The organism is Acinetobacter legionensis (assembly GCF_057165765.1).
The window spans coordinates 825,318-848,008 of sequence record NZ_CM169896.1 but is presented as its reverse complement, the minus strand read 5'-3'; the positions used below and the strand labels follow the sequence as shown (position 1 = coordinate 848,008).

The window sequence follows — 22,691 nt, the reverse complement described above, 5'->3', positions numbered from 1 at the left end:
GGTATAATAAAATGTTGAATTCAAATTTATATCAAATCCTTGTTTTAGCAGGCATTATATTGATGGCACTGATTGTCATCGGGGTTATTATCGCCCGCCTGTATAAACGCTCAAGTAAAGAAGTTTCTTTTGTCCGTACTGGTTTTGGCGGTGAAAAAGTCATTTTAAATGGTGGCGCAATTGTATTGCCAGTTTTACATGAAGTGATTCCCGTCAATATGAACACCCTTCGTCTTGAAGTCAAACGTGCCACAGATCAAGCGTTGATTACTCGTGATCGTATGCGTGTGGATGTGATGGCTGAATTTTATGTACGTGTTAAACCAACCGCTGAATCTATTGCGACAGCTGCCCAAACCTTGGGTAAAAAAACGATGTCACCACAAGAACTCAAAGATTTGGTGGAAGGTAAATTTGTAGACTCACTGCGTGCTGTTGCCGCTGAAATGGCAATGGAGGAATTACATGAAAAACGGGTTGATTTTGTTCAAAAAGTTCAGCAAGTTGTTTCTGAAGATCTGTTTAAAAATGGCTTAGAATTAGAAACGGTTTCACTGACCGGTTTAGACCAAACCAGTTTTGAATATTTTAATCCTCAAAATGCTTTCGATGCAGAAGGTTTAACTAAACTAACTGAAACAATTGAAGACCGCCGTAAAAAACGCAATGACATTGAACAAGACAATGACTTAGCCATTAAAGCAAAAAACTTAGAAACAGAACAAGCACGCTTGCAAATTCTACGTGAAGAGGAATATGCAAAACTTCAGCAAGAACGTGAAATCGCCATTCGTAAAGCTGAGCAATCGGCAGAAATTGCAACACAAGAAGCCGCAAAAAAACGCGAAGCAGAAGAAGCTCAGATTGCCGCTGAACGTGAAGTCGAATTAAAGCGTATTGCGTCTGCACGTGATGTTGAAAATGAAAATATTCAAAAAGCACAGCTGATCCAAAAAGCCCAAGTTGAACAGAAGAAAACCATTGAATTGGCCGAACAAGATCGTGCAATTGCGATTGCTGAAAAATCACGTGCTGAATCTGAAGCTAAAGCATTGGCTGACCAAGCACGTGCACAAGCTGTAAAAGCGGAAGAAGAAGTGACAACTGTTCGTGAAACTCAGCGTGCAGAGCGTTTAAAAGCCGTTGAATTGGTGGCTGCAAAGCAAGTTGCTGAAACAGATGCGATTGCGATTACTGTAGCAGCAGAGGCCGCTAAACAGGCAGCTGCAGATGATGCTGAAGCAGTCCGTATTGCAGCACAAGCGGATGCTGAAAAAATACGTTTAAAAGCCAAAGGTGAAGCAGATGCAAAAATGTTGCTTGCTGCGGCACAAGAAAAGCAATATCAAGTCGACGCTGAAGGTACGCGTGCAGTCAATGAAGCCAACAACGTGCTATCAACAGAACAAGTTGAGATGCAAATCCGTTTAGCCTTATTGAAATACTTACCTGAAATCATTCGTGAAAGTGTTAAACCAATGGAGAATATTGATGATATCAAGATTCTTCAGGTCAATGGTTTAGGCAGTATGGCAGGTTCAAATGCAACAGGTGAATCTGGTGAACAAAATCAAATTGCTTTGTCTGATCAAGTGGTCAATAGTGCGCTGCGCTATCGTTCTCAAGCCCCACTGATTGATAGCTTAATGAATGAGTTAGACATTAAAGGCGGAGATATTAATGGTTTAACGCAATCGTTAAAACCAAGCAATGACTAATACAACTCATCTCCTATTTAATTAATTCCCAGCCTCTGTCATCAGGGGCTTTTTATTACATAAATTTTTATTCATGATTTGATCGTTTTTAATGGTATACATGTTAACGATACAGATATGCTTATCAAAATAAGTCATGATGGAAACCCATGATTTCTTTTAAAATTGGCTGATTCAACCAAGATTACTCATCTCAATGCTATGCTCTAACTCTATCCAATTTTGTTTAAAATGACTTGGTTTATTTTTATTCTCGGTGCCATGATTGCCGGATTTGTTCAAGGTCTAACCGGTTTTGCCTTTGCTTTAATTGCGATGTCTTTTTGGATTTGGGTATTACCACCACAGTTGGCAGCACCATTGGTGGTGTTTGCTTCGCTATGGAGTCATATCATTGCATTAGGAAAAGAACAAAAACATCAACTCCCGTTTTCCCTTGTTCTCCCCTATATTATTGCAGGATTGATCGGTGTACCTCTCGGTACCTATCTTTTACACCTCATTGATGGAAATACCTTTAAGACCATTCTTGGGTTATTTTTAGTGATTTGGTGTCCAACCATGTTCTTTGCACCTGTGTTTACTCGTATTCAAGCATTGGGTAAAGTTGCAGATGGAAGCATTGGTTTTATTGGTGGTATTTTAGGTGGTCTCGGCGGTTTTTGTGGTGCAGCACCATCAGCTTGGGTCATGCTTAAAAACCTACCCAAACAACAACAACGTTATATTTTAAGACATTTTAATTTTGCAATTCAATTATTCACAATTATTATTTATCTGTGGCAAGGAACCATCCATAAGATCCATCTCCCCTATTTTGCACTCATCATACTGACAGTGAGTATTCCAGCGCTGATTGGTGCGCAAATGTTTTATAAAATATCAGAAAAACAATTTAAACAATTGGTGCTGAGTTTATTATTCGCCTCAGGTTGTTTCTTATTGCTAACATCATTGTTTTAGCAAAATAAAGAGAAAATTGAATGAATTTCACTGGCTATTTATTCAACAACTGGTTGCTAAAATGCAAACAATATCCGAGCGGCTCTATTTTTAATACCCGATTCATCCTACAATTCCGCCACTCATTTTTCTTAAATATCTGTGATGAAAAACTCATTTTTGTTAAGTGCCAGTATTCTCTTAACAGGATGTGTACTTGGCACATCTAGTGAAATTAAAACTGCGGAAAAACTACTTAGCCAATTTCAATGTAATAATATTGAAACAGCAGAATTAGCGCATAGTTCAATTAATACTTATCATGAACGCTCACTTGTAGTGAGTAAAGAAAAAGCCACTGAGTACATCGATCGCTATAAATCTGGAGATGAACTATTTAAAATTCCTCTCGACGAAGTTGTTCAACAGCAATACGATATTTATAAAACAGCCTGTGAATCTCTCGGCGGTGTACAACACTCAATAGTAAGCAACGCTAAAAATAAATAAGCCGCTTACTGTTGAATATTGCAAAGCATTATGTTTTAAAATCATAGTGCTTTTATATCTTGGTATTTAAAAAAATAATGTGAAAAAGCATATAGGCTATTCGCCGCTTTTCCACACTACAGTGACTATCATTGTGTTAAATCAGTCTCAAAGATATATAACATATTAATTTTAGGCGTGAGTAAATCGAGTATCTATACTAAATAAATCTGGATGTTTCGGATTGATCTGAGCATAAAATCCCATGATTTCAGCCATGTCCTGTTCATAATTTCCAGTTGGATAAACAATTTTACCAATCCCAGTTTTCTTATTTTTATAATCCATATACGCCAATGCAATAGGTACACCAGCATTAGTGGCGACATGATAAAAGCCTGTTTTCCACTGTTCTTGCTTTGCACGCGTTCCCTCCGGAGTCACCAGCATCACCAATTTAGGGTGGGTCTTAAACAGCTCACTCATCAGTTGAACCATACTTGGACGTTTCTCTCCATCCTGCTTAGGACGGCGATCAATCCCAATTCCGCCCATAGCACGCACAAAAGGTCCAAAAGGCAATTTCATATAGCTGTCTTTAATGGTAATACGTACATGAACGCCCAAAGCTTTCAGCGCTAAACGTGCATATAGTGCATCCCAATTACTAGTATGGGGCGCTGCAATCATGACACATTGGTCGATGTTTAAATCCCAATGGTTATCAATTTGCCATCCCATCCAGCCTAAACTTTGTTCAGCTAATTTTTCAAACACCCAGCACACCAAAATATAAAGAATTTGCGCTGGATTGTAGCAACCAATAGATCAGATAAAAATCCACTTCGTATAAAAAACCAGCAATTAATATATAAATGTATAAAATTAATTCATCGAAAAACTTGTCAGTAAATATTCAGTTTTGATGAAATTCTGCAATGAATTTGCATATATCAATTTTTCGTTTGGTTAAAATAGTTAATCCAATATAATTCACCACAATGATTATCAAAATGAATTTTTTACGGCTGAATATTCACATTTAACTGGTGAAGGACCTGATATTCAATCCAGCTTCCTAGACAAGACACCACTTCAAACAACTGATTGTCTTGTTCTATGCTTTGTTTCAATTGTGTCCCATCTGAAAAGTATAAATTTTGCTAGTCTGAATGATCTCTATATCTTGCTCATAATTTTTTTCGCATTGCAAAATGACATTTTCAATTTTAATTTAATCATTGCTTTTTTGATTGTGGTTTTTTTCATTGTAAATACGAGCAACATATTCAGCCAAATGAGACATAGATTCGACTACTTAAAATAGCACAATAAGAGAAACTCTATAATAGCCTAACTTTTTAACATCGAACTACATTACTCAGCAATTTCTTACATAATTCACATTTCATATCAGGGAGATAATTTATATTCTGGATAAAATCATTCGCATATAATTATTTATTCATTTGGGTTATGTTATGAAAAAAACACTCTTCGTCATGTCTATTTTAGCGCTGTCATTAAGCGCTTGTTCTAAGCCGACTCATAATGCATCAGAGGATATCAAAGCGACAGCTCAAACACAGGCTGCTGCATCGCATGAAGCAGCAACCCCAACGATTGATTCAGAACACAATGCTCAAAGTAGCTTGGACTGGGCTGGGGAATACAAAGGCTTACTTCCGTGTGCTGATTGCTCAGGAATCAAAACCAAACTCATCCTCAAATCAGATCACACTTATGAACTGACTGAAGAATATGAAGGGGTTAAAGGTGAAGGCAAAGAATTTAAAACTCAAGGTCATTTTAGTTTTGATGAATCTGGATCGATTATCGGTCTAGATAAAAATGCAGATAACCGCAAATACTTTGTTGGCGAAAATATGTTAGAAGCACGTAGTTTTGCAACGGGTGAAAAGATTGAAGGTCCAAATGCTGAACTTTATCAATTAACCAAAGACGTGGAATAATTTTTAAATTATTTCCGAAGAACAGCATAGGGTCTGTTGACAATTCGTCTAGGTTTGCGACTACGTGTGTTTTTTAGGCGATACTAGGCGCGAAATACGAAATTTAGTCATTCTAAATAAGTAGTTCGTAACGACGTAACGGCAAAAAACACACTAGTCCCCGCTGCGCCTTGCGCTGCAAACAAAGCACTGCTTTGTTCTTGCTCAGGGTTGTGGCTAAAATTATCTCAGCCTACGTTATGAAACTCGAAAATAGTCTCGCTATTCTCTTCGTTTCATGCCTTGCCTGCTCAATTTTAACCTACAACGCAAGCCATTTATGAAATGTCTACAGACCCAAATAAAACCTGCTTCAAGCAGGTTTTTTTAAATTTTGGAGCATGCTTTTAGCGATGGCCAATCAAATATGCACCAAAGAGCGTAAAGATCCCACCTGAGATACCATCAATCCATCTTGAGGCATTTTGGTAAGCGGCTTTAAAGCTGGGTAATGAAAATACAAAGGCAACAAAGCTAAACCAGATCAGCGTTTCTACGGAAACAATTATAAATAATAATGAATGCACCCCATCTAAATGTGGATTGGCTAAAAACACTGAAAATACACTACCGAAATAAATCACCGCTTTAGGATTTGATAAATTGGTTAAGAAACCTTTAAGAAAGAAACGCAGATTGCTTTGCGGTAACTCAAAATGATGCTGTGACACAGTCTCTTTCTTACTCAAAGCAGATCTAAGCATTTGGTAGCCTAACCAGCACAGATAAATCCCACCAACAACCAACATTACTTGCTTTAACCATGCCATTTTTTCAAAAATGATATTCAACCCAGCCAAAGCTAAAAAAGCCCAAAACATCACCCCTGCGGTAATCCCCAAAACCACAAAAATAGATTGCTTTCTTGAACGGCTAATTGCGGTTTGCGAGACCAGAAAGAAATCAGGGCCTGGTGTAATCAGGGCACAAAAATGAATAAAGATTAACGTACATAATGCGATCAACATGGACCAGATTCCGTTCAGTGAGACAGATTAATATTAGTGTGAAAATTCATGTTTTTCCATCGATATCTGTACATCCATAAAATTCTTTATACTGATCACAATAGTTAAACCACCTAATTATTCATACAAGTAATTTCCATCAATTCATTGATCATCAATGAAGATTATGTTTTTGTAGGAACTTTTAGAAATTATTGATTACTCATTCGTTTTTTACTTTTGAATCATAGATGGTTATTCTACTGCGGGGCGACACGAATCTCTCTGTTGGTCGTGAGTACAGCACGTCCCCCTCGCCCATGAGCAAAAACAAAGCATTGCTTTGTTTGCAGCACAAGGTTTGGCATCCCCTACGAAAAGTGAGGCATCGCCTACACAAAGGTATTTAAACTTTGGATATAAAGTTTAACATGACAAACTTTTGATAATTAAACAACTATACCAAGCAACAAGGATATACAGAAAATTTCTCATAAGACTTGATGTCTATAGGATTTATTGTTTTTTCAGTACTGATTAAACTACCTGAATCTTATGACCCGATTACTGTATTGAATTTCATTTTCTCTACCTGCCTTTAAAACTCTCAGTTTTGCCAAACAGCAAGCCAATCAATTTATGGTCATTGAACAAAAGCAATTTAGTAAAGCTCAAATGGTACTTATCATGTTATTTTCTATTTTTTGGCTCTTGTATTTAATCGACCTATTTCTCAAACCTACATCATTGCAATGAGCCTAAGCTCATTGCAAGCTGTTTAAATTAGACCAAAATATCTCGCTTACCATTTGGTCCTTGTTCACTGACAATACCCTGCTCCTGCATTTGATCAACAATACGGGCGGCACGGTTATAACCTAAGCTAAACTTACGTTGCAGTGAGGATACAGACACTTTACGTGTTTCTAAGACAAATGAAACACATTGATCATAGAGTGCATCACGGTTCGGATCACCATCACCATCTTCAAAACCACGTGTGGCCGGTTCTTCATCAAACGGCGTAAGAATTTCATCAACATAATTCGGTTCACCACGTTCACGCCATGCGTCACAAATACGGTTGACTTCATCATCGGAAATAAATGCACCATGTACACGCTCAGGATCAATTTTACCCGGACCTAGGAATAACATATCTCCATGACCCAAGAGATCTTCTGCACCACCACCATCCAGAATAGTACGAGAATCAATTTTGCTGTTTACACGTAACGCCACACGAGTCGGAATATTGGCTTTGATCAAACCAGTAATGACATCTACCGATGGACGTTGCGTCGCTAAAAGTAAATGAATTCCTGCTGCACGCGATTTTTGTGCCAGACGGGTAATCATTTCCTCTGCCTTTTTACCCACTTGCATGATCATATCTGCAAATTCATCAGCTACAATCACAATCGAAGGCAATGGTTGCAAACGCGGTGCTCTATCTTGTGTCGCAGAATCACTTGGCTTCCAAGTTGGATCAATGAGATCCTCACCATTTGCAATGGCTTCTTCCACTTTACGGTTATAGTCTGCTAATTTACGGATCTTTAAAAAAGACATCAGCTTATAACGACGTTCCATTTCATTGACACACCAATTCAATGCACTGACAGCATCTTTCATGTCGGTTACAACAGGTGTCAATAAATGAGGAATATCGTTGTAGTTCGCTAATTCCAATTGTTTTGGATCGATCAGAATCAAACGCAATTGATCAGGTGTATATTTCAACAACATCGACAAGATCATTGAGTTTACAGCAACTGATTTACCTGAACCTGTCGTCCCTGCAACCAACATATGCGGGGCTTTACCTAAGTCAGTAATTACAGGATTACCCGAAATATCCTTACCCATTGCCATTGAAAGCAATCCATTTGGATCTTTAAAAACAGGAGTTTCTAGCAGTTCAATCAGGCGTACCATTTCACGGCTGCTATTCGGTACTTCAATCCCGATATAAGGCTTCCCAGGAATCACTTCAACCACACGCACAGATGCCATCGACATAGAACGTGCTAAATCTCGGGAAATATTGGTTACTTTCGAGGCTTTTACACCGGGCGCCAAATCTAACTCAAAACGTGTAACCACTGGCCCAGGTTGGGCTTCGATGACTTTGGCTTTGACATTAAATTCTTGAAGTTTAATTTCTAACAGTTCTGATAAACGTGACAGTTGTTCTGCGGTAAAGTTAACTTTTTTATTTGGATCGACTTTATCCAACAATTCATAACCTGGCAATGTTGGTAAGTCTCGACGCTTATTTGCAACTTGCATTGCACGTGACATCGGACGACCAAATGCATCTGTTAATGGTGCATCTAAGTCAAACTCATCATCCAGCGCTGCCAATTCATTTTCTGACTCATCAAGCGGTTTTCCTGCAGTTTCTTGCCAAGCATCTCTAAATGCATCTTTATCTGCAACAATTAAAGACTTTTCTTCTTCACTGACCAAGGTCGAACTATTTAGATTAGTTTGAATATTGGCACGAGTAAATGGTGTAGATTGAGCATAATTACTGGTTGTGCGAACTTCTGCAGATTGCTGATTTTGTTGGTACGCAGTTGGGCTTTCAGTAAGCTCTTCATCTGCAAGCGATGCAAGCTCATCTAATTCATTGGCTAAATTTTGTATTGCCACCCCTGAACTTGTTGCTGCAGCCACCCCACTCGCAAAGCTTACTCCACCATGAACAGCAGTATCTACATAACCAGATTCCACTTGAGTCTGCGCCGTAGGAGTATTAAATGGGGTATGGATATCTGTGGCTGTTTGTCCATTTGGCACAACTGACAGCAACTCATCAAACACTTGATCATCATCCCAATCAAGCGAAGATTTTTTATTGATCTGCCTATGATCAACAACATGTTGATGCTCGCGTGGTAAATGATCTGCATATTTTTCTTCAGTTTGATCTTCTGAAGCTTTGATCAAGGCATCAATATCACGATTATGGTCTTGATCTTGATGCAAGGCTTTCCATACTTCACCAGATGAAACAGTACGTTGACTGTCTTGTTCTAGACGATGTGCTTTTTCTAAAGTCCGCTCAAATTCCAAATCATCAATATCATCTTGATCAAATTGAACATGATGTTGAGTTTTATTTTCTTGTTCAATCATGTCATCAAATAAGCGTTCAGCTGTTTGATTATGTTTAGTATTTTTAACAATCAAATGCTCTTTTACTGATACCTGATCATCAGCTTCAACGAATTCAGCTTGAGCTGTTATTGGTTCAACCTTATGCGTATGCGCATGATTTTTATTTTTTTGAGGGGATGTCAAATCAAAAGCAGATTCACTTTCAGGAACATTTTTATAAAACAAATCTTGTAAATAAGCAGGTATGGCTTTGAGTGTTGTCCACGTTCTGTTCCATTGAATACCAAATGCTAAGGTAAATAGAACAATGAGCAAGAGCAAAATAAATACAACTGCGCCATAAATACTCATCAGTTGGGATAGGCTTTCACCGAGCTCATAACCAATGATTCCACCAGAAGCATTGGCTAATGTGTCTGCTGGTACATTCCAAAGCAAATACAATAGGCTTGAGCTCGCAAGCAAAATAAAAAATTGAGCAGCGTAACGAAACGGGCGACTCACAAAACTTCTTGGCCACCACACTTGGACTGCTTCTATAAAAATAAATACAGGAATGAGTAAGCTTGCCCAACCTAAAAAACCAAACAACAAATCAGCAATCCAAGCACCCGCTACACCACTGGCATTTGAAACCTGTTGTGTATCACTCGAAATATGCATCCAGCCTGGATCAAATGGAGTATATGTCACTGTTGCAAGGAACAGATATATCCCAAATGAAATCAAGAATATTGTTGTTAAAAAGCGCTGTGCATAAACATTTGACACCGCAGTCATATACTATCCTGTAACCAATTGTTCAAATTACTCTTTTCTGAAGCTTGATCAGCTTTCTTGAGAGAAGAAATTTTTATATTATGCACCTGTTCTTAAAAAAAAGATGCACTATTATTTACTTGTGTTGTAAAGCATTGTTAGAAATTTAAGCTTTTATTTCGATAAAAATGCTAAACAGTATTATTTGATTATTCTATATAGCTCAATTCGATTTAGATGATCAATATTATCGACATTGAAGCCACACAACTTTGATAAAGTTTCACGTATAATTCAAACAATTTCTATATTTTTCATAAAAAAGGATGACTCATGAGCGCTCGCCACTCTCGGTTAATTATTTTAGGTTCTGGACCTGCTGGTTATAGTGCTGCTGTTTATGCAGCGCGTGCAAATTTAAAACCAACTTTAATTGCTGGTATGCAACTCGGCGGTCAATTAACCACCACGACTGATGTTGAGAACTGGCCTGGTGATGCTGAAGGTTTAACAGGTCCTGCATTAATGGATCGTATGCAAGCGCATGCTGAACGTTTTGGTACTGAAATTTTATATGATCATATCAATGAAGTTGATCTTCAGGTTCGCCCTTTCGTGCTTAAAGGCGATATGGATGAGTACACTTGTGATGCATTAATTATTGCAACAGGTGCAACAGCGCAATATCTAGGACTTGAGTCTGAACAGGCTTATATGGGTCAAGGTGTAAGTGCTTGTGCTACTTGTGATGGTTTCTTCTATAAAAACCAAAAAGTCATGGTTGTGGGTGGTGGTAACACTGCTGTTGAAGAAGCATTATATCTTTCGAACATCGCCTCACACGTGACCTTGGTACACCGTCGTGACAAATTACGTTCTGAAAAAATTCTTCAAGACCATCTCAATGAAAAAGTTAAAGAAGGTAAAATTTCAATCATTTGGAACCATCAAGTTGATGAAGTTTTAGGTGATAGTAACTCTGGTGTAACTTCTGTACGTATTAAGTCTACCCAAGATGATTCAACTCAAGATGTTGACGTATCGGGTATGTTTGTAGCGATTGGTCACAAACCAAATACAGCAATGTTTGAAAATCAACTTGAATTGCGTAATGGCTATATTCAAGTACGTAGCGGTACTGCTGGCAATGCCACAGCGACATCTGTAGCAGGTGTATTTGCTGCGGGTGATGTTGCTGACGATGTTTATCGCCAAGCAATCACATCTGCAGGTTCAGGCTGTATGGCTGCACTTGACGCTGACCGCTATTTAGATGGCTTAGAATAATTGATTTATTTTGTGTAAAAACAAACCGCCTACATGGCGGTTTGTTTATTTTTGATTTATAAATAAACAAGACCAATGACTTTAAATGAATACAAATTATAGGAAAAAACATGACAACAGCATGGACAGATGGCTATCAGACCGAAGTAAATTACACCTATGGTTACTATAGAGACTTAAGCCCGAATTACCAAAAGTTTTGCTTGTTACTCAATGGGGTTGATTGTCCACCTACCAATGAACGCCACAAACATTGTGAACTCGGCTTTGGTCAAGGTGTCAGTCTAAATATTCATGCTGCATCCAGTTTTGGTTTATTTTTCGGTACAGACTTTAACCCTGCTCATGCTGCCCATGCCAATGTCTTGGCTGAACAAAATCAAGTCCCACATCACTTTTATGACGCAAGTTTTGAAGAGTTACTCAACAAAGACTTACCGATGTTTGACTCGATTAGTTTACACGGGATCTGGAGTTGGATTAGCCACGAAAACCAGCATATTATTTTGCAATTTATCCGAAAATTTTTAAGCCCCAATGGGATTGTCTATATTAGCTATAACTGCCTGACAGGTTGGGCTGCCAATATGCCAATCCGCGAGTTATTTCACAGTCATTTTAAATTTAATAGCACCAGTACCAACCCGCTACAAAAAGTAAATGATTCACTTAACTTTAGTGAAGAGCTGTTAGCGCAAAATCCCCTATTTGCTCAGAGAAATCCAAATGCACTCAACAAAGTGCAAGACTTAAAAAAACAAAATCCAAACTATTTGATTCATGAATACCTGAATCAAGACTGGCAGTGTTTCTCTTTTCAACAAGTGGTAAGAATTTTAGAAGAAATTAAACTGACCTACGCAGGTTCAACAGATTTAAATTCGCATCTAGATAATATTAATTTTAGTGAACAGCATCAGCAATTTTTAAATACCATTGAACACCCTGTTTTTAAAGAGCAATGCCGTGATTATTTTGCCAATACACAATTTAGAAAAGATTTATATATACGCGGGAAAAACACCTTAACCGCATTAGAAATTCAACATCGCTTGAGAAACACAGCCTTTGTCTTATTAACAGCTCCAGAAAAATTACCAAAAACAATTTCAGGATACTTAGGTGAGTTCGATTTAATCCAAGAGATTTATCAACCACTCGGTGCCTATTTTAAACAATGTGACTATAAGCCACAGACGATTGCAGAACTTGAACAAGCCATCCCTGATATTACCTATTCTAAGTTGCTCAATGCCTTGGTGATTTTATGCCACTTAGGTTTAGCACAACCGTGTCAGGCAGCTTCAAATCAAGATATGGTTGAACATGCTCAGAAATTAAATCGTTATTTCCTTGAGCAAGCTAGCTATCATACCAATTATCAAGTCTTGGCCTGTCCACTAACCGGGATTGGTATTCCAGCCGATCAGTTTACCCAACTCTTCTACCGCGCTCATTTTATCGATGGTTTAGACTCTGCCGCACAATTTGCACAATATGTTTGGGATGTGCTAATCCAATTAGGCTGGTTAGTATTAGATCAACAAGGCAATACTGTTTCAGATCCAAAAACCAGCCTTGAAGTCATTCAAGAGAAAGCTCAATTCTTTCTAGATAGTGATAAACTCAAAATTGCAAAACATTTGAAACTTTTTGCATAGGGTCTGTTTAGACATTTAATCACATGATCAGCTAAGATAAAGCTGATCTTTTTTATTGATGAATTCTCGTGAATCAAATCTCCCCTTCACAATTTATTTTTCCAGATCCAATAGAAGCTGATCCAGATGAACAAGGCTTGATTTGTATAGGCGCAGACTTAGCACCTTCTACATTATATGAAGCCTATACACATGGCTTATTTCCATGGTTTTCCGAAGGTGAGCCAATATGTTGGTGGTGTCCAGAACCTCGTTGCATCATTCGCCCTCAGGATTATCATCCAAGTAAATCACTACTGCGAAATATGAAAAAGTTTGATTATAAAATTACCATCAATCATGCTTTTGAACAGGTCATCCGTTCCTGTTCACTCCCACGTAGCTATGCGGATGAAACGTGGATTTCTGAAGAGATTATTCACGGTTATTGCCAACTGTTTGAGGCTGGCTATGCCTATAGCGTTGAAGTCTGGGATCAAGATAAAATTGTAGGTGGATTGTATGGTGTGACGATTGGGCATGGTTGTTTTGGTGAGTCGATGTTTAGCACTCAAACCGATGTTTCTAAAATGGCTTTTTATACACTGATGTTATTGGGCCGAGAAAATAACTTACCGTGGATTGACTGTCAGTTGGTCAATGATCACTTACTCAGCCTCGGTGCTTGTACACTTTCTCGCCATGAATACCTTAAATCGTTACAAGATGTAATAAAACAACCCTCAATAGATTGGAAAAATTATCAAGAGCGTGTATTTTCAAGTAAAACAATAGCGATTTTATCGCGCTTAATGGAATGAAAATAAAAGGAGGGACATGATTTATGAATTCTTATCATCCTAAGTCCCTATTAAACGACTTACAATACTATATTACGCCACCACATGATTGCAGTTATCTAGAAAATAAATCTGCACGTATGGTGTTTCTCGATCCTGTACATCGTATTGATGTTGTCACACTTTCCGAATTATCGCGTGTAGGTTTTAGACGCAGTGGTGACTTTGTTTATCGCCCTGAATGTCATCTTTGCCGTCAATGTTTATCTTGTCGGGTGCCAGTTGCTGAATTTAAAATGAGCAGTGCTCAAAAAAAAGCATGGAAACGCAATCAAGATTTAACCGTTAAAATTATTTCGACCCAAGAGGCGACACAAACGCATTACCATTTATATGAGCGCTATATTATTGAAAGACATGCTGATGGTGATATGTTCCCACCCAGCTATGACCAATTTGAAAAATTCCTGATCCATAGCTGTACCAACAGCTTTTTCCTTGAACTATGGAAAGATGATCGTTTAATTAGTGTCTCTACCTGCGATCAATTGGATGATGGGGTCTCTGCGGTGTATACCTTCTTTGATCCAAATGAAAGTAAGCGCTCACTGGGGGTTTTTGCGATTCTCAAACAAATTGAATATGTAAAATCGTTGGATTTAGATTTTGTTTACCTCGGGTATTGGGTTCCACATGCTGAAAAAATGAATTACAAATCTCAATATGCACCATTTGAATTATTATTAGATGGGCAATGGCGACGGATCAATCGTCACTTGGAGGCCAAAGAAATTGAAGAATTGGGCGATATGCTGATGACCACCCTGCCTTCAGAATGGAATGAGCCGATTATTAAATAATCGGCTTTCACTGTAAACATTCTATAAATTATTAGAACTTATTTAAATAACTTTGAAAAATCATCACTACAGGATTTGACCATAATAATTGCATGTTCACGGCCACCCTGTTGATTTGGATAATAATTTTTTCTTAAATCAATTTGATGAAAGTTGGCTTTTTCATAAAGCGCAATCGCAGCTTTATTTGACTCACGCACTTCAAGAAAGATTTGTACTGGATTATTTTTTAATAATGCAATTGATTCATCTAACAGTTGATAGCCTAGCCCTTTACCTTGCTGGCTCGGATGAATCGCCATGAGTAATAAATTCGCTTCATCTAAAACAGGTTGCAGAATACAAAAACCCACCACTTGATGGTCTTGTTCAATCACCGTACTTAGATAACTTGTTATGGACTCTTCAAATTGACTTTTTTTCCAAGGATGACTTTGTACCAAGTCTTCAATTTGAGAAACAGTGTGCAGATCTGAAGATTGCATTAAACGAATCATCTGCGTTTATCAACTCAATATAAAAAATGAATTATAAGAAATTAAACCAATAAGTCTAATAAAAAGAGCAACAATTGTTGCTCCTTAATTTAAATACTCACTTTAAAAGCCTTACAGACCCAGTTTCGCTTTCCATGTCTCGAGCAAACTTACAGTATCTAGGTCATTTGGATGGAAACCTGGTTTAAAGTATGCCAACATTTCTTTGGTCATTCCTGTGATAATGCCTTTAGATGGGCTATAAGCATATTTATAAATAATACCGAGCTCTTTTAGGTTGAGCTTTCCATCCTCTTTTAATAAACGCACTACAAAAGATGATTGCGCCATAAAGATCAGTACCATTGCAAAAACTAAAGCTGTGGTACGTAAACCATAAGCTTTGATACCTTTACCAAATACAGCTTCATAAACATCATAAGCTACTGCTTTATGTTCATTTTCTTCCACAGCATGCCAATACCACATATACGACATGGTTGGATCAGTCATTAACTTTTGGATATGTCCATTGACTAACAGTTGCGAAGCAATTGTTGCAGTAAAATGCTCTAATGCAGTCGTCGCGGTTAAATCCACCATTTCTTGAGTCATACCAAATGGTTTGACTGCACGTGCAAACCATTTACGTGCACCCTGAATTAACACACCTGTTTCACGCTCGTATTTCTCAACATCATGACCAAACTTTTTTGCTGAAGCATTAAAGTTTTCATGCTCTTTGGTATGCATGGCTTCTTGACCAATGAAAGCACTAATCTCTTTTTGTAATGCTTCATTGTCCTTAATCGCAGGGTGATAACGCACCGCACGTACTGAGTCGATGAAAAGTTTTTCGCCATCTGGGAACAATGCTGACAATGCAGTCATGAAATGTGTAATACCCGCCGAACCACTTGCCCAATATTCAGGTACGTCGTCAAAATTAAAATCCATACGACGTACAGGGAAAGATGCACCAGCACGGTTTGAAATATTCACTTTTGCATTCATTGCGATTCCTCCTATTAAGTGAGATTCACTTAAATTCTTTATGTTTGTTTTTCTCTTTCTTTATATTACGTTTTTATGAAAGTTTAATAATTGCAGATTAGGTCACACAAATATCAGTTAAGGACAGCTTTTGATAGGTATTGTCTAACAATTTATAGCTGGGTTTATTTTATCGATAAAAAAAGCGCTCCAAAGGAGCGCTCTTTTTACACAATCAGCGATTATGCAGTTACTTTAGCAACTACACCAGCACCAACTGTACGACCACCTTCACGGATCGCAAAACGTAGACCTGGGTCCATTGCGATTGGGTGGATAAGTTCTACTGACATTTCAACGTTGTCACCTGGCATAACCATTTCAACGCCGTCTTGTAATTGGATTGCACCAGTTACATCAGTTGTACGGAAGTAGAACTGTGGACGGTAACCGTTAAGGAACGGAGTATGACGACCACCTTCTTCTTTAGAAAGTACATATACTTCTGCGTCGAATTTAGTGTGCGGCTTGATTGTACCTGGTTTAGCAAGTACTTGACCACGTTGTACGTCTTCACGCTTAGTACCACGTAAAAGAACACCACAGTTCTCGCCCGCACGACCTTCGTCAAGAAGTTTACGGAACATTTCTACGCCAGTTACAGTTGTTTTAACTGTATCTTTAATACCAACGATTTCAACTTCTTCGCCGACTTTAACGATACCAGACTCTACACGACCTGTTACCACTGTACCACGACCAGAAATAGAGAATACATCTTCGATTGGCATCAAGAATGCTTTATCGATAGCACGTTCTGGTTCTGGGATATAAGAGTCAAGCGCTTCAACAAGTGAAAGTACAGCTGATTCGCCATATTGACCAGCATCACCATTAAGTGCAGCAAGTGCTGAACCACGGATGATAGGCGTGTCATCACCTGGGAAGTCATAAGTAGATAGAAGTTCACGAACTTCCATTTCTACCAATTCAAGTAATTCTTCATCATCAACAAGGTCACACTTGTTAAGGAATACAAGAATATAAGGTACGCCTACTTGGCGAGAAAGAAGGATGTGTTCACGAGTTTGTGGCATTGGACCATCAGTCGCAGCACATACAAGGATCGCACCATCCATCTGAGCAGCACCAGTGATCATGTTTTTAACATAATCGGCGTGACCTGGGCAGTCTACGTGAGCGTAGTGACGAATTGGAGAATCGTATTCTACGTGTGAAGTATTAATTGTAATACCACGTGCTTTTTCTTCTGGTGCAGAATCGATTGCTGCGTAGTCTTTAGCTTCACCGCCGTAAGTTTTTGCACAAATTGTTGCAATTGCAGCAGTTAAAGTTGTTTTACCATGGTCGACGTGACCAATTGTACCCACGTTTACGTGTGGCTTATTACGTTCAAACTTAGCCTTAGCCATGAGAGCTTCCTTTTTAAACTACTCATGCAGGGTCACTGCATGAGCACTTGGTTTTTAACTATGAATTAGTTTGGGCTTATAGTAATCGAAAGATTACTCGTCGTCACCTTTTTTACCGCCAGACTGGAATTTAGAAATGATGCCTTCAGCCACGTTACGTGGAGTTTCAGCATATTTAGCAAATTCCATAGAATATGTCGCACGACCTTGAGACATAGAACGCATTTGAGTCGCGTAACCAAACATCTCAGCAAGTGGAACTTCAGCACGAATTGCTTTAGTACCGCCAGGTAAGTCGTCCATACCCTGAACCATACCACGACGACGGTTTAAGTCACCCATGATATCGCCCATGTAGTCTTCTGGAGTTTCTACTTCAACTTTCATGATTGGTTCAAGCAAGATAGGATCTGCTTTCATGAAACCATCACGGAATGCGTAAGAACCTGCCATTTTGAACGATAATTCGTCAGAATCGACATCATGGTAAGAACCATCAAATAATGTCGCTTTGATACCCACAACAGGGTAACCAGCCAATACACCATTCTTCATACGTTCTTGAATACCTTTGTCAACCGCACCGAAGAATTCTTTAGGTACTACACCACCTACAACTTCTTCAGCGAATTGGTATTCTTTACCAGCTTCTTCAACATCCATAGGCTCTAAACGAACATATACATGACCGAATTTACCTTTACCACCTGTTTGACGTACGAATTTACCTTCTTGCTCAACAGTCTTTTTGATTGTTTCGCGGTAAGCAACCATTGGTTTACCAATGTTCGCTTCAACGTTAAATTCACGCTTCATACGATCAACAAGGATGTCAAGGTGAAGCTCACCCATACCCGCAATAATCGTTTGACCAGATTCTTCGTCTGTGCGTACACGGAACGATGGATCTTCTTTAGCCAAACGACCAAGAGCGATAGACATTTTTTCTTGGTCAGCCTTAGTTTTTGGCTCAACAGCAAGAGAAATTACTGGCTCTGGGAATTCCATACGCTCTAGCGTAATGATGTTTTTCTCATCACACAACGTATCACCAGTTGTCACGTCTTTAAGACCTACACATGCAGCGATGTCACCAGCGCGAATTTCTTCAACGTCTTGACGATCATTTGCGTGCATTTGTACGATACGACCAATACGTTCACGTTTAGACTTAACTGGGTTATATACTGGGTCACCTTGTTTAAGAACACCAGAATAAACACGTACGAAAGTCAAGTTACCTACGAACTTATCGTTCATGATTTTGAACGCTAATGCAGAGAATGGCGCTTCATCAGATGCTTCACGAATCGCTTTAGTTTCAGCTTTGTCGTCAAGAATACCTTCGATAGGCTTAACTTCAGTAGGCGATGGTAAGAATTCAATTACAGCGTCCAACATACGTTGAACACCTTTGTTTTTGAATGCTGTACCACAAAGCATTGGTTGGATTTCGCCAGCCAAAGTTTGCGCACGAATACCCGCAACGATGTCTTCTTTAGAAAGATCGCCTTCTTCAAGGTACTTGTCCATCAACTCTTCAGATGCTTCTGCAGCAGCTTCAACCATATTGGTGCGCCATTCTTCAGCAGATGCTTGAAGATCAGCAGGAATATCACCATATTCGAACTGCATACCTTGAGAAGCTTCATCCCAAATGATTGCTTTCATTTCGATCAGGTCAACAACACCTTGGAAATTTTCTTCAGCACCAATCGGAATCACTACAGGTACAGGATGAGCACCTAAACGAGTACGCATTTGTTCAACAACACGGAAGAAGTTTGCACCAGTACGGTCCATCTTGTTCACGAATGCTAAACGAGGCACTTTATATTTATTTGCTTGACGCCATACAGTTTCTGACTGAGGTTGAACACCACCTACAGCACAGTAAACCATGCACGCACCGTCAAGAACACGCATAGAACGTTCAACTTCAATTGTGAAGTCTACGTGTCCCGGTGTATCAATTACGTTGATACGGTGTTCAGGGAACTGCTTACCCATACCAGACCAGAAACACGTCGTAGCAGCTGAAGTGATTGTAATACCACGTTCTTGCTCTTGTTCCATCCAGTCCATTGTTGCTGCACCGTCATGTACTTCACCAATTTTGTGAGATACACCAGTGTAGAACAAAATACGTTCAGTAGTTGTAGTTTTACCCGCATCAATGTGCGCAGAAATACCAATGTTACGATAACGAGAAATTGGGGTTTGACGAGCCATGATTTCTTGCATTCCTAAATTTTGTTGTTTAAAACAGGACGCATCAATGAAGCATTGATGCGTACGGATACTCAATACGTAATGGGCAACTTAAATACCCGCAAATCCCCCACTTTGGTAGAGGGCGATGTTAAATCGTGCTGCAGTACGCATGAGTATTCTCCTGATTAGGGACTGTTTTAGCCGCTTAGAAGCGGTAGTGAGAGAAGGCTTTGTTAGCTTCAGCCATACGATGCACATCTTCACGTTTTTTGATCGCTGCGCCTTTACCTTCAGCTGCATCAAGCAACTCACCAGCAAGACGTAACGCCATAGTTTTTTCAGAACGCTTAGCAGCAGCATCTACCAACCAACGCATAGCTAAGGCAGTACGACGGGATGGGCGTACTTCCATAGGTACTTGATAAGTAGCACCACCAACACGGCGTGCTTTTACTTCGACCATAGGACGAACTTTTTCAAGAGTAGTCTCAAAAAATTCAACTGGGTCTACTTTGTTTTTTTCTTGAACGCGGTCTAAAGCACCGTAAACGATACTTTCAGCAATAGACTTTTTACCATCTTGCATTACGTGGTTCATGAATTTAGCGATTGTTTGGCTACTGAACTTAGGATCCGGAAGGATTTCACGAGCAGCGACTACGCGACGTCTTGGCATTTTAATCTACCTATAAATATGACACTTCAGGTTTATCCAGCATCAGCACAAAGTGTCGTGTGCTATTCACTGGCCTTACTACACGTCGCTTGAATTTCACAAAATTAATGCAGAAATCAGACAAGCGAGACGCTAAAGGATTGCGGCTCTATCTTCTTAAGAAGCTAATCTTTAAAAGATTATTTCTTAGGACGTTTAGTACCGTATTTTGAACGAGACTGGTTACGATCTTTAACACCAGCACAGTCCAAAGAACCACGAACGGTATGGTAACGTACACCTGGTAAGTCTTTAACACGACCACCACGGATAAGAACAACACTGTGCTCTTGTAGGTTATGGCCTTCACCACCGATATAGCTAGAAACTTCGAAACCTGAAGTTAAGCGAACACGGCAAACTTTACGCATTGCTGAGTTAGGTTTTTTAGGTGTAGTTGTATAAACACGTGTACAAACACCACGACGTTGTGGACAAGCCTTCAACGCAGGAACTTTTGATTTTTCAATCAAAGTTGTGCGACCCTTACGGATCAACTGATTTGTTGTTGCCATATGGCAATTCTCCCGTTAATAAAAAGCCTCAAAAAATTACCACTTTTTGAGGGCATGCAATTGTAAGCCAAGAAGTAAAAATGGTCAACATTCAACATGGTGTCAAATATTGACCATTTCAAGCTTTGGCTGAATAGATGATTCAACCTAATCAGGCTTATTTTCTGATTTTGTTTCAGTAACTTCTTGCGATTTTTCAGTTAATTTTACCACATTTTCTGCAGTCGCTTTAGCTTTTATAGGGGTGCGCTTTTTTGTTACAGTTTTCGCAGGTGCCGATGTTTTCGCTACTTCTTTTGCTTTCTCTGTAGAAGCATTCACTGTTACTGCTTTCTTTTGCCCAGTGCGTTGAGGTTTTACTGGTGTCGCTTTATTTTCCAATTGAGTCGCATGTTTATCTTCAATGTGAGTTTCAGCCAGTTTTTGAATCCCCTGCCCAACTTTTTCCTCAGCATTGGGCTCATCAACAGTTTCACTGGTTTTTTCCTTCACTTCAACATGAGTAATTGCTTCATTTTCAACCTGAGGCTCTGCTTTCTCTGTAAGTGTTTGTGCTTTACTGTCGTCTAAAAGCAAGGGATGCGCATCTGAGATCAATTGACTAAATTTTTCATAAGCCTCTAATACATCAATTTTTTCATCAGAATGCTGTAACAAATATTGCCTTGCACCTGAAAATACGATTTGAGCTTTATCAGTTGCATCATCGACTAACTTCCAGCTATATACAGCACTGATTCCCATCGTAGCTAGGGGTGTAAGTCGTGTCAGCAAGCTAAAATGTGGAAGATTATTCATCCACGGCAACTTAAATGTACCATCCTCATTTGCCACCCATTTTTTTAACAGCTCTATATCATTGCTTGAACCTAAAAGCTGTTGCAATTGGCTCACATTGTGAGTTTGCAACACCCCTGCAAAAGTTCGTATTGCCGCCATTAATGCGTGTTTTTCAGCAACAGTGCCTAGATCAATTTGTTTAAAGATGTATTCAACAACAGCATGATCTTTTGCATTCAACTCAAAACCATGCGCTCTTCCAGTGTGATAAACACTTCGAAGTGCCAAAGCCAGTGAACTAGGTACATCAAGAATTGCACCTACGCCACCAAACGCACCAGTAACCGCACCTTGAATTGCAGCTATAATTTTATTCTGATTTGCCAATGCAATACTGATTCGTTGTGAACGTTCAGTATCCTTAGCCAATTCTGCCAAGCTTTTTGCACCCACTTCTTTTAGAACAGCATCTACAGACGTCAATTCTGAAACAAACTCATTGAGCTTATCAAAAATAAAATCAGACAATTTATCGTTTAAATCTGGCGAAATAAACGAAGCGACATTATTGATTTTTTTAAAATGTTTCCCCAAAAGCTGTCCCGTTACATTCGGTAGATGCTCTCGTAGCATCTGTTGAGGATTTTCATATTGTTTACGCTCAAAAGCACTTCTTTCTTGAGCAGTACCTTGCACAACGGATTCAACTTTAGGACTGTGGCTCAATTTACTCACCGTACCAGGAGCAACATGATTGACCACACTTAAACCTGTTTCGCTTAGCTTTTTGGCTACGCCAAAAGCATTTGAAATAAATCCGCCGGATTGTTTTTTATTAGAATTTGCCATGTGCACCCTCGTAACTGTGGTTTTTCAAACACTAAAGCTTGTATTAAATAGTTTCTCAACGCTTACATTAATGTACTGATTTGCGAATCAATACAATCACTATTTCACAAAATTTCAATACAGATCATCATACTAT

General features: G+C 39.0%; 18 protein-coding genes. 8 read left to right on the top strand and 10 right to left on the bottom strand.

The window, feature by feature from the left end; all coding sequences use genetic code 11:
- Positions 1–11 precede the first annotated feature (11 nt).
- The 3 genes from AC2G3J_RS04040 to AC2G3J_RS04030 all read left to right on the top strand — a co-directional run bounded on the left by AC2G3J_RS04040 (position 12) and on the right by AC2G3J_RS04030 (position 3,170).
- Positions 12–1,718, top strand: coding sequence for a flotillin family protein (locus AC2G3J_RS04040; protein WP_483770680.1), 1,707 nt, complete (start codon positions 12–14; stop codon positions 1,716–1,718).
- 231 nt (positions 1,719–1,949) lie between these two features.
- Positions 1,950–2,681 (top strand): sulfite exporter TauE/SafE family protein, encoded by a 732-nt coding sequence (locus tag AC2G3J_RS04035; protein ID WP_419328223.1) that lies wholly within the window; start codon positions 1,950–1,952, stop codon positions 2,679–2,681.
- Between the two features lie 144 nt (positions 2,682–2,825).
- A complete protein-coding gene (locus AC2G3J_RS04030; protein WP_336952043.1) occupies positions 2,826–3,170 on the top strand; it encodes a hypothetical protein in 345 nt (114 codons plus the stop codon).
- Between the two features lie 171 nt (positions 3,171–3,341).
- On the opposite strand, the gene AC2G3J_RS04025 is transcribed toward AC2G3J_RS04030, so the two are convergent.
- Positions 3,342–3,926, bottom strand: coding sequence for a 1-acyl-sn-glycerol-3-phosphate acyltransferase (locus AC2G3J_RS04025; RefSeq protein WP_336952044.1), 585 nt, complete (start codon positions 3,924–3,926; stop codon positions 3,342–3,344).
- Positions 3,927–4,630: 704 nt separating this feature from the next.
- Between AC2G3J_RS04025 and AC2G3J_RS04020 the strand changes: the two genes are divergently transcribed.
- Entirely contained in the window at positions 4,631–5,122 is a 492-nt protein-coding gene (locus AC2G3J_RS04020) for a copper resistance protein NlpE (RefSeq protein WP_336952045.1), read from the top strand.
- 386 nt (positions 5,123–5,508) lie between these two features.
- On the opposite strand, the gene rhtC is transcribed toward AC2G3J_RS04020, so the two are convergent.
- Both rhtC and AC2G3J_RS04010 read right to left on the bottom strand, forming a co-directional pair.
- The gene (gene rhtC / locus AC2G3J_RS04015; RefSeq protein ID WP_151957848.1) at positions 5,509–6,129 is read right to left on the bottom strand and encodes a threonine export protein RhtC; all 621 of its coding nucleotides are present in this window, start codon (positions 6,127–6,129) and stop codon (positions 5,509–5,511) included.
- Positions 6,130–6,891: 762 nt separating this feature from the next.
- Positions 6,892–10,014, bottom strand: a complete 3,123-nt coding sequence (locus AC2G3J_RS04010; RefSeq protein ID WP_336952046.1) for a DNA translocase FtsK — start codon at positions 10,012–10,014, stop codon at positions 6,892–6,894.
- Between the two features lie 312 nt (positions 10,015–10,326).
- Between AC2G3J_RS04010 and trxB the strand changes: the two genes are divergently transcribed.
- From trxB to AC2G3J_RS03990, 4 genes are all read left to right on the top strand, one after another.
- A complete protein-coding gene (gene trxB, locus AC2G3J_RS04005; protein WP_004723647.1) occupies positions 10,327–11,280 on the top strand; it encodes a thioredoxin-disulfide reductase in 954 nt (317 codons plus the stop codon).
- 110 nt (positions 11,281–11,390) lie between these two features.
- A complete protein-coding gene (locus AC2G3J_RS04000) occupies positions 11,391–12,941 on the top strand; it encodes a methyltransferase regulatory domain-containing protein (protein ID WP_336952047.1) in 1,551 nt (516 codons plus the stop codon).
- 68 nt (positions 12,942–13,009) lie between these two features.
- Entirely contained in the window at positions 13,010–13,741 is a 732-nt protein-coding gene (aat, locus tag AC2G3J_RS03995) for a leucyl/phenylalanyl-tRNA--protein transferase (protein ID WP_336952048.1), read from the top strand.
- 23 nt (positions 13,742–13,764) lie between these two features.
- Positions 13,765–14,580, top strand: coding sequence for an arginyltransferase (locus AC2G3J_RS03990; protein WP_336952049.1), 816 nt, complete (start codon positions 13,765–13,767; stop codon positions 14,578–14,580).
- Positions 14,581–14,618: 38 nt separating this feature from the next.
- Here AC2G3J_RS03990 and rimI read toward each other — a convergent pair whose 3' ends face one another.
- From rimI to AC2G3J_RS03955, 7 genes are all read right to left on the bottom strand, one after another.
- Entirely contained in the window at positions 14,619–15,077 is a 459-nt protein-coding gene (rimI, locus tag AC2G3J_RS03985; protein WP_336952050.1) for a ribosomal protein S18-alanine N-acetyltransferase, read from the bottom strand.
- A 111-nt stretch (positions 15,078–15,188) separates the two neighbouring features.
- Entirely contained in the window at positions 15,189–16,070 is an 882-nt protein-coding gene (locus AC2G3J_RS03980; protein ID WP_096735010.1) for a metal-dependent hydrolase, read from the bottom strand.
- Between the two features lie 221 nt (positions 16,071–16,291).
- Positions 16,292–17,482 (bottom strand): elongation factor Tu, encoded by a 1,191-nt coding sequence (gene tuf / locus AC2G3J_RS03975; protein WP_004723653.1) that lies wholly within the window; start codon positions 17,480–17,482, stop codon positions 16,292–16,294.
- Positions 17,483–17,575: 93 nt separating this feature from the next.
- Positions 17,576–19,714 carry an elongation factor G gene (gene fusA / locus AC2G3J_RS03970; RefSeq protein ID WP_336952051.1) on the bottom strand — a complete coding sequence of 713 codons (2,139 nt, stop codon included), beginning with the start codon at positions 19,712–19,714 and terminating at the stop codon, positions 17,576–17,578.
- 187 nt (positions 19,715–19,901) lie between these two features.
- Positions 19,902–20,372 carry a 30S ribosomal protein S7 gene (gene rpsG, locus AC2G3J_RS03965; RefSeq protein WP_004655203.1) on the bottom strand — a complete coding sequence of 157 codons (471 nt, stop codon included), beginning with the start codon at positions 20,370–20,372 and terminating at the stop codon, positions 19,902–19,904.
- Between the two features lie 179 nt (positions 20,373–20,551).
- Positions 20,552–20,926 carry a 30S ribosomal protein S12 gene (rpsL, locus tag AC2G3J_RS03960; RefSeq protein ID WP_004648013.1) on the bottom strand — a complete coding sequence of 125 codons (375 nt, stop codon included), beginning with the start codon at positions 20,924–20,926 and terminating at the stop codon, positions 20,552–20,554.
- A gap of 147 nt (positions 20,927–21,073) precedes the next feature.
- Positions 21,074–22,555: an EcsC family protein gene (locus tag AC2G3J_RS03955; protein WP_483770679.1), complete on the bottom strand. Its 1,482-nt coding sequence runs from the start codon at positions 22,553–22,555 to the stop codon at positions 21,074–21,076.
- Positions 22,556–22,691: the final 136 nt, after the last annotated feature.

Coding starts and splice junctions, on each gene's coding strand:
- AC2G3J_RS04000 (WP_336952047.1), top strand. CDS start 11,391: ATGACAACAGCATGGACAGATGGCTATCAGACCGAAGTAAATTACACC.
- tuf (WP_004723653.1), bottom strand. CDS start 17,482: ATGGCTAAGGCTAAGTTTGAACGTAATAAGCCACACGTAAACGTGGGT.
- AC2G3J_RS04035 (WP_419328223.1), top strand. CDS start 1,950: ATGACTTGGTTTATTTTTATTCTCGGTGCCATGATTGCCGGATTTGTT.
- AC2G3J_RS03990 (WP_336952049.1), top strand. CDS start 13,765: ATGAATTCTTATCATCCTAAGTCCCTATTAAACGACTTACAATACTAT.
- AC2G3J_RS04040 (WP_483770680.1), top strand. CDS start 12: ATGTTGAATTCAAATTTATATCAAATCCTTGTTTTAGCAGGCATTATA.
- trxB (WP_004723647.1), top strand. CDS start 10,327: ATGAGCGCTCGCCACTCTCGGTTAATTATTTTAGGTTCTGGACCTGCT.
- AC2G3J_RS04010 (WP_336952046.1), bottom strand. CDS start 10,014: ATGACTGCGGTGTCAAATGTTTATGCACAGCGCTTTTTAACAACAATA.
- AC2G3J_RS04030 (WP_336952043.1), top strand. CDS start 2,826: ATGAAAAACTCATTTTTGTTAAGTGCCAGTATTCTCTTAACAGGATGT.
- rimI (WP_336952050.1), bottom strand. CDS start 15,077: ATGATTCGTTTAATGCAATCTTCAGATCTGCACACTGTTTCTCAAATT.
- AC2G3J_RS03955 (WP_483770679.1), bottom strand. CDS start 22,555: ATGGCAAATTCTAATAAAAAACAATCCGGCGGATTTATTTCAAATGCT.
- AC2G3J_RS03980 (WP_096735010.1), bottom strand. CDS start 16,070: ATGAATGCAAAAGTGAATATTTCAAACCGTGCTGGTGCATCTTTCCCT.
- AC2G3J_RS04020 (WP_336952045.1), top strand. CDS start 4,631: ATGAAAAAAACACTCTTCGTCATGTCTATTTTAGCGCTGTCATTAAGC.
- rpsL (WP_004648013.1), bottom strand. CDS start 20,926: ATGGCAACAACAAATCAGTTGATCCGTAAGGGTCGCACAACTTTGATT.
- fusA (WP_336952051.1), bottom strand. CDS start 19,714: ATGGCTCGTCAAACCCCAATTTCTCGTTATCGTAACATTGGTATTTCT.
- rpsG (WP_004655203.1), bottom strand. CDS start 20,372: ATGCCAAGACGTCGCGTAGTCGCTGCTCGTGAAATCCTTCCGGATCCT.
- rhtC (WP_151957848.1), bottom strand. CDS start 6,129: ATGTTGATCGCATTATGTACGTTAATCTTTATTCATTTTTGTGCCCTG.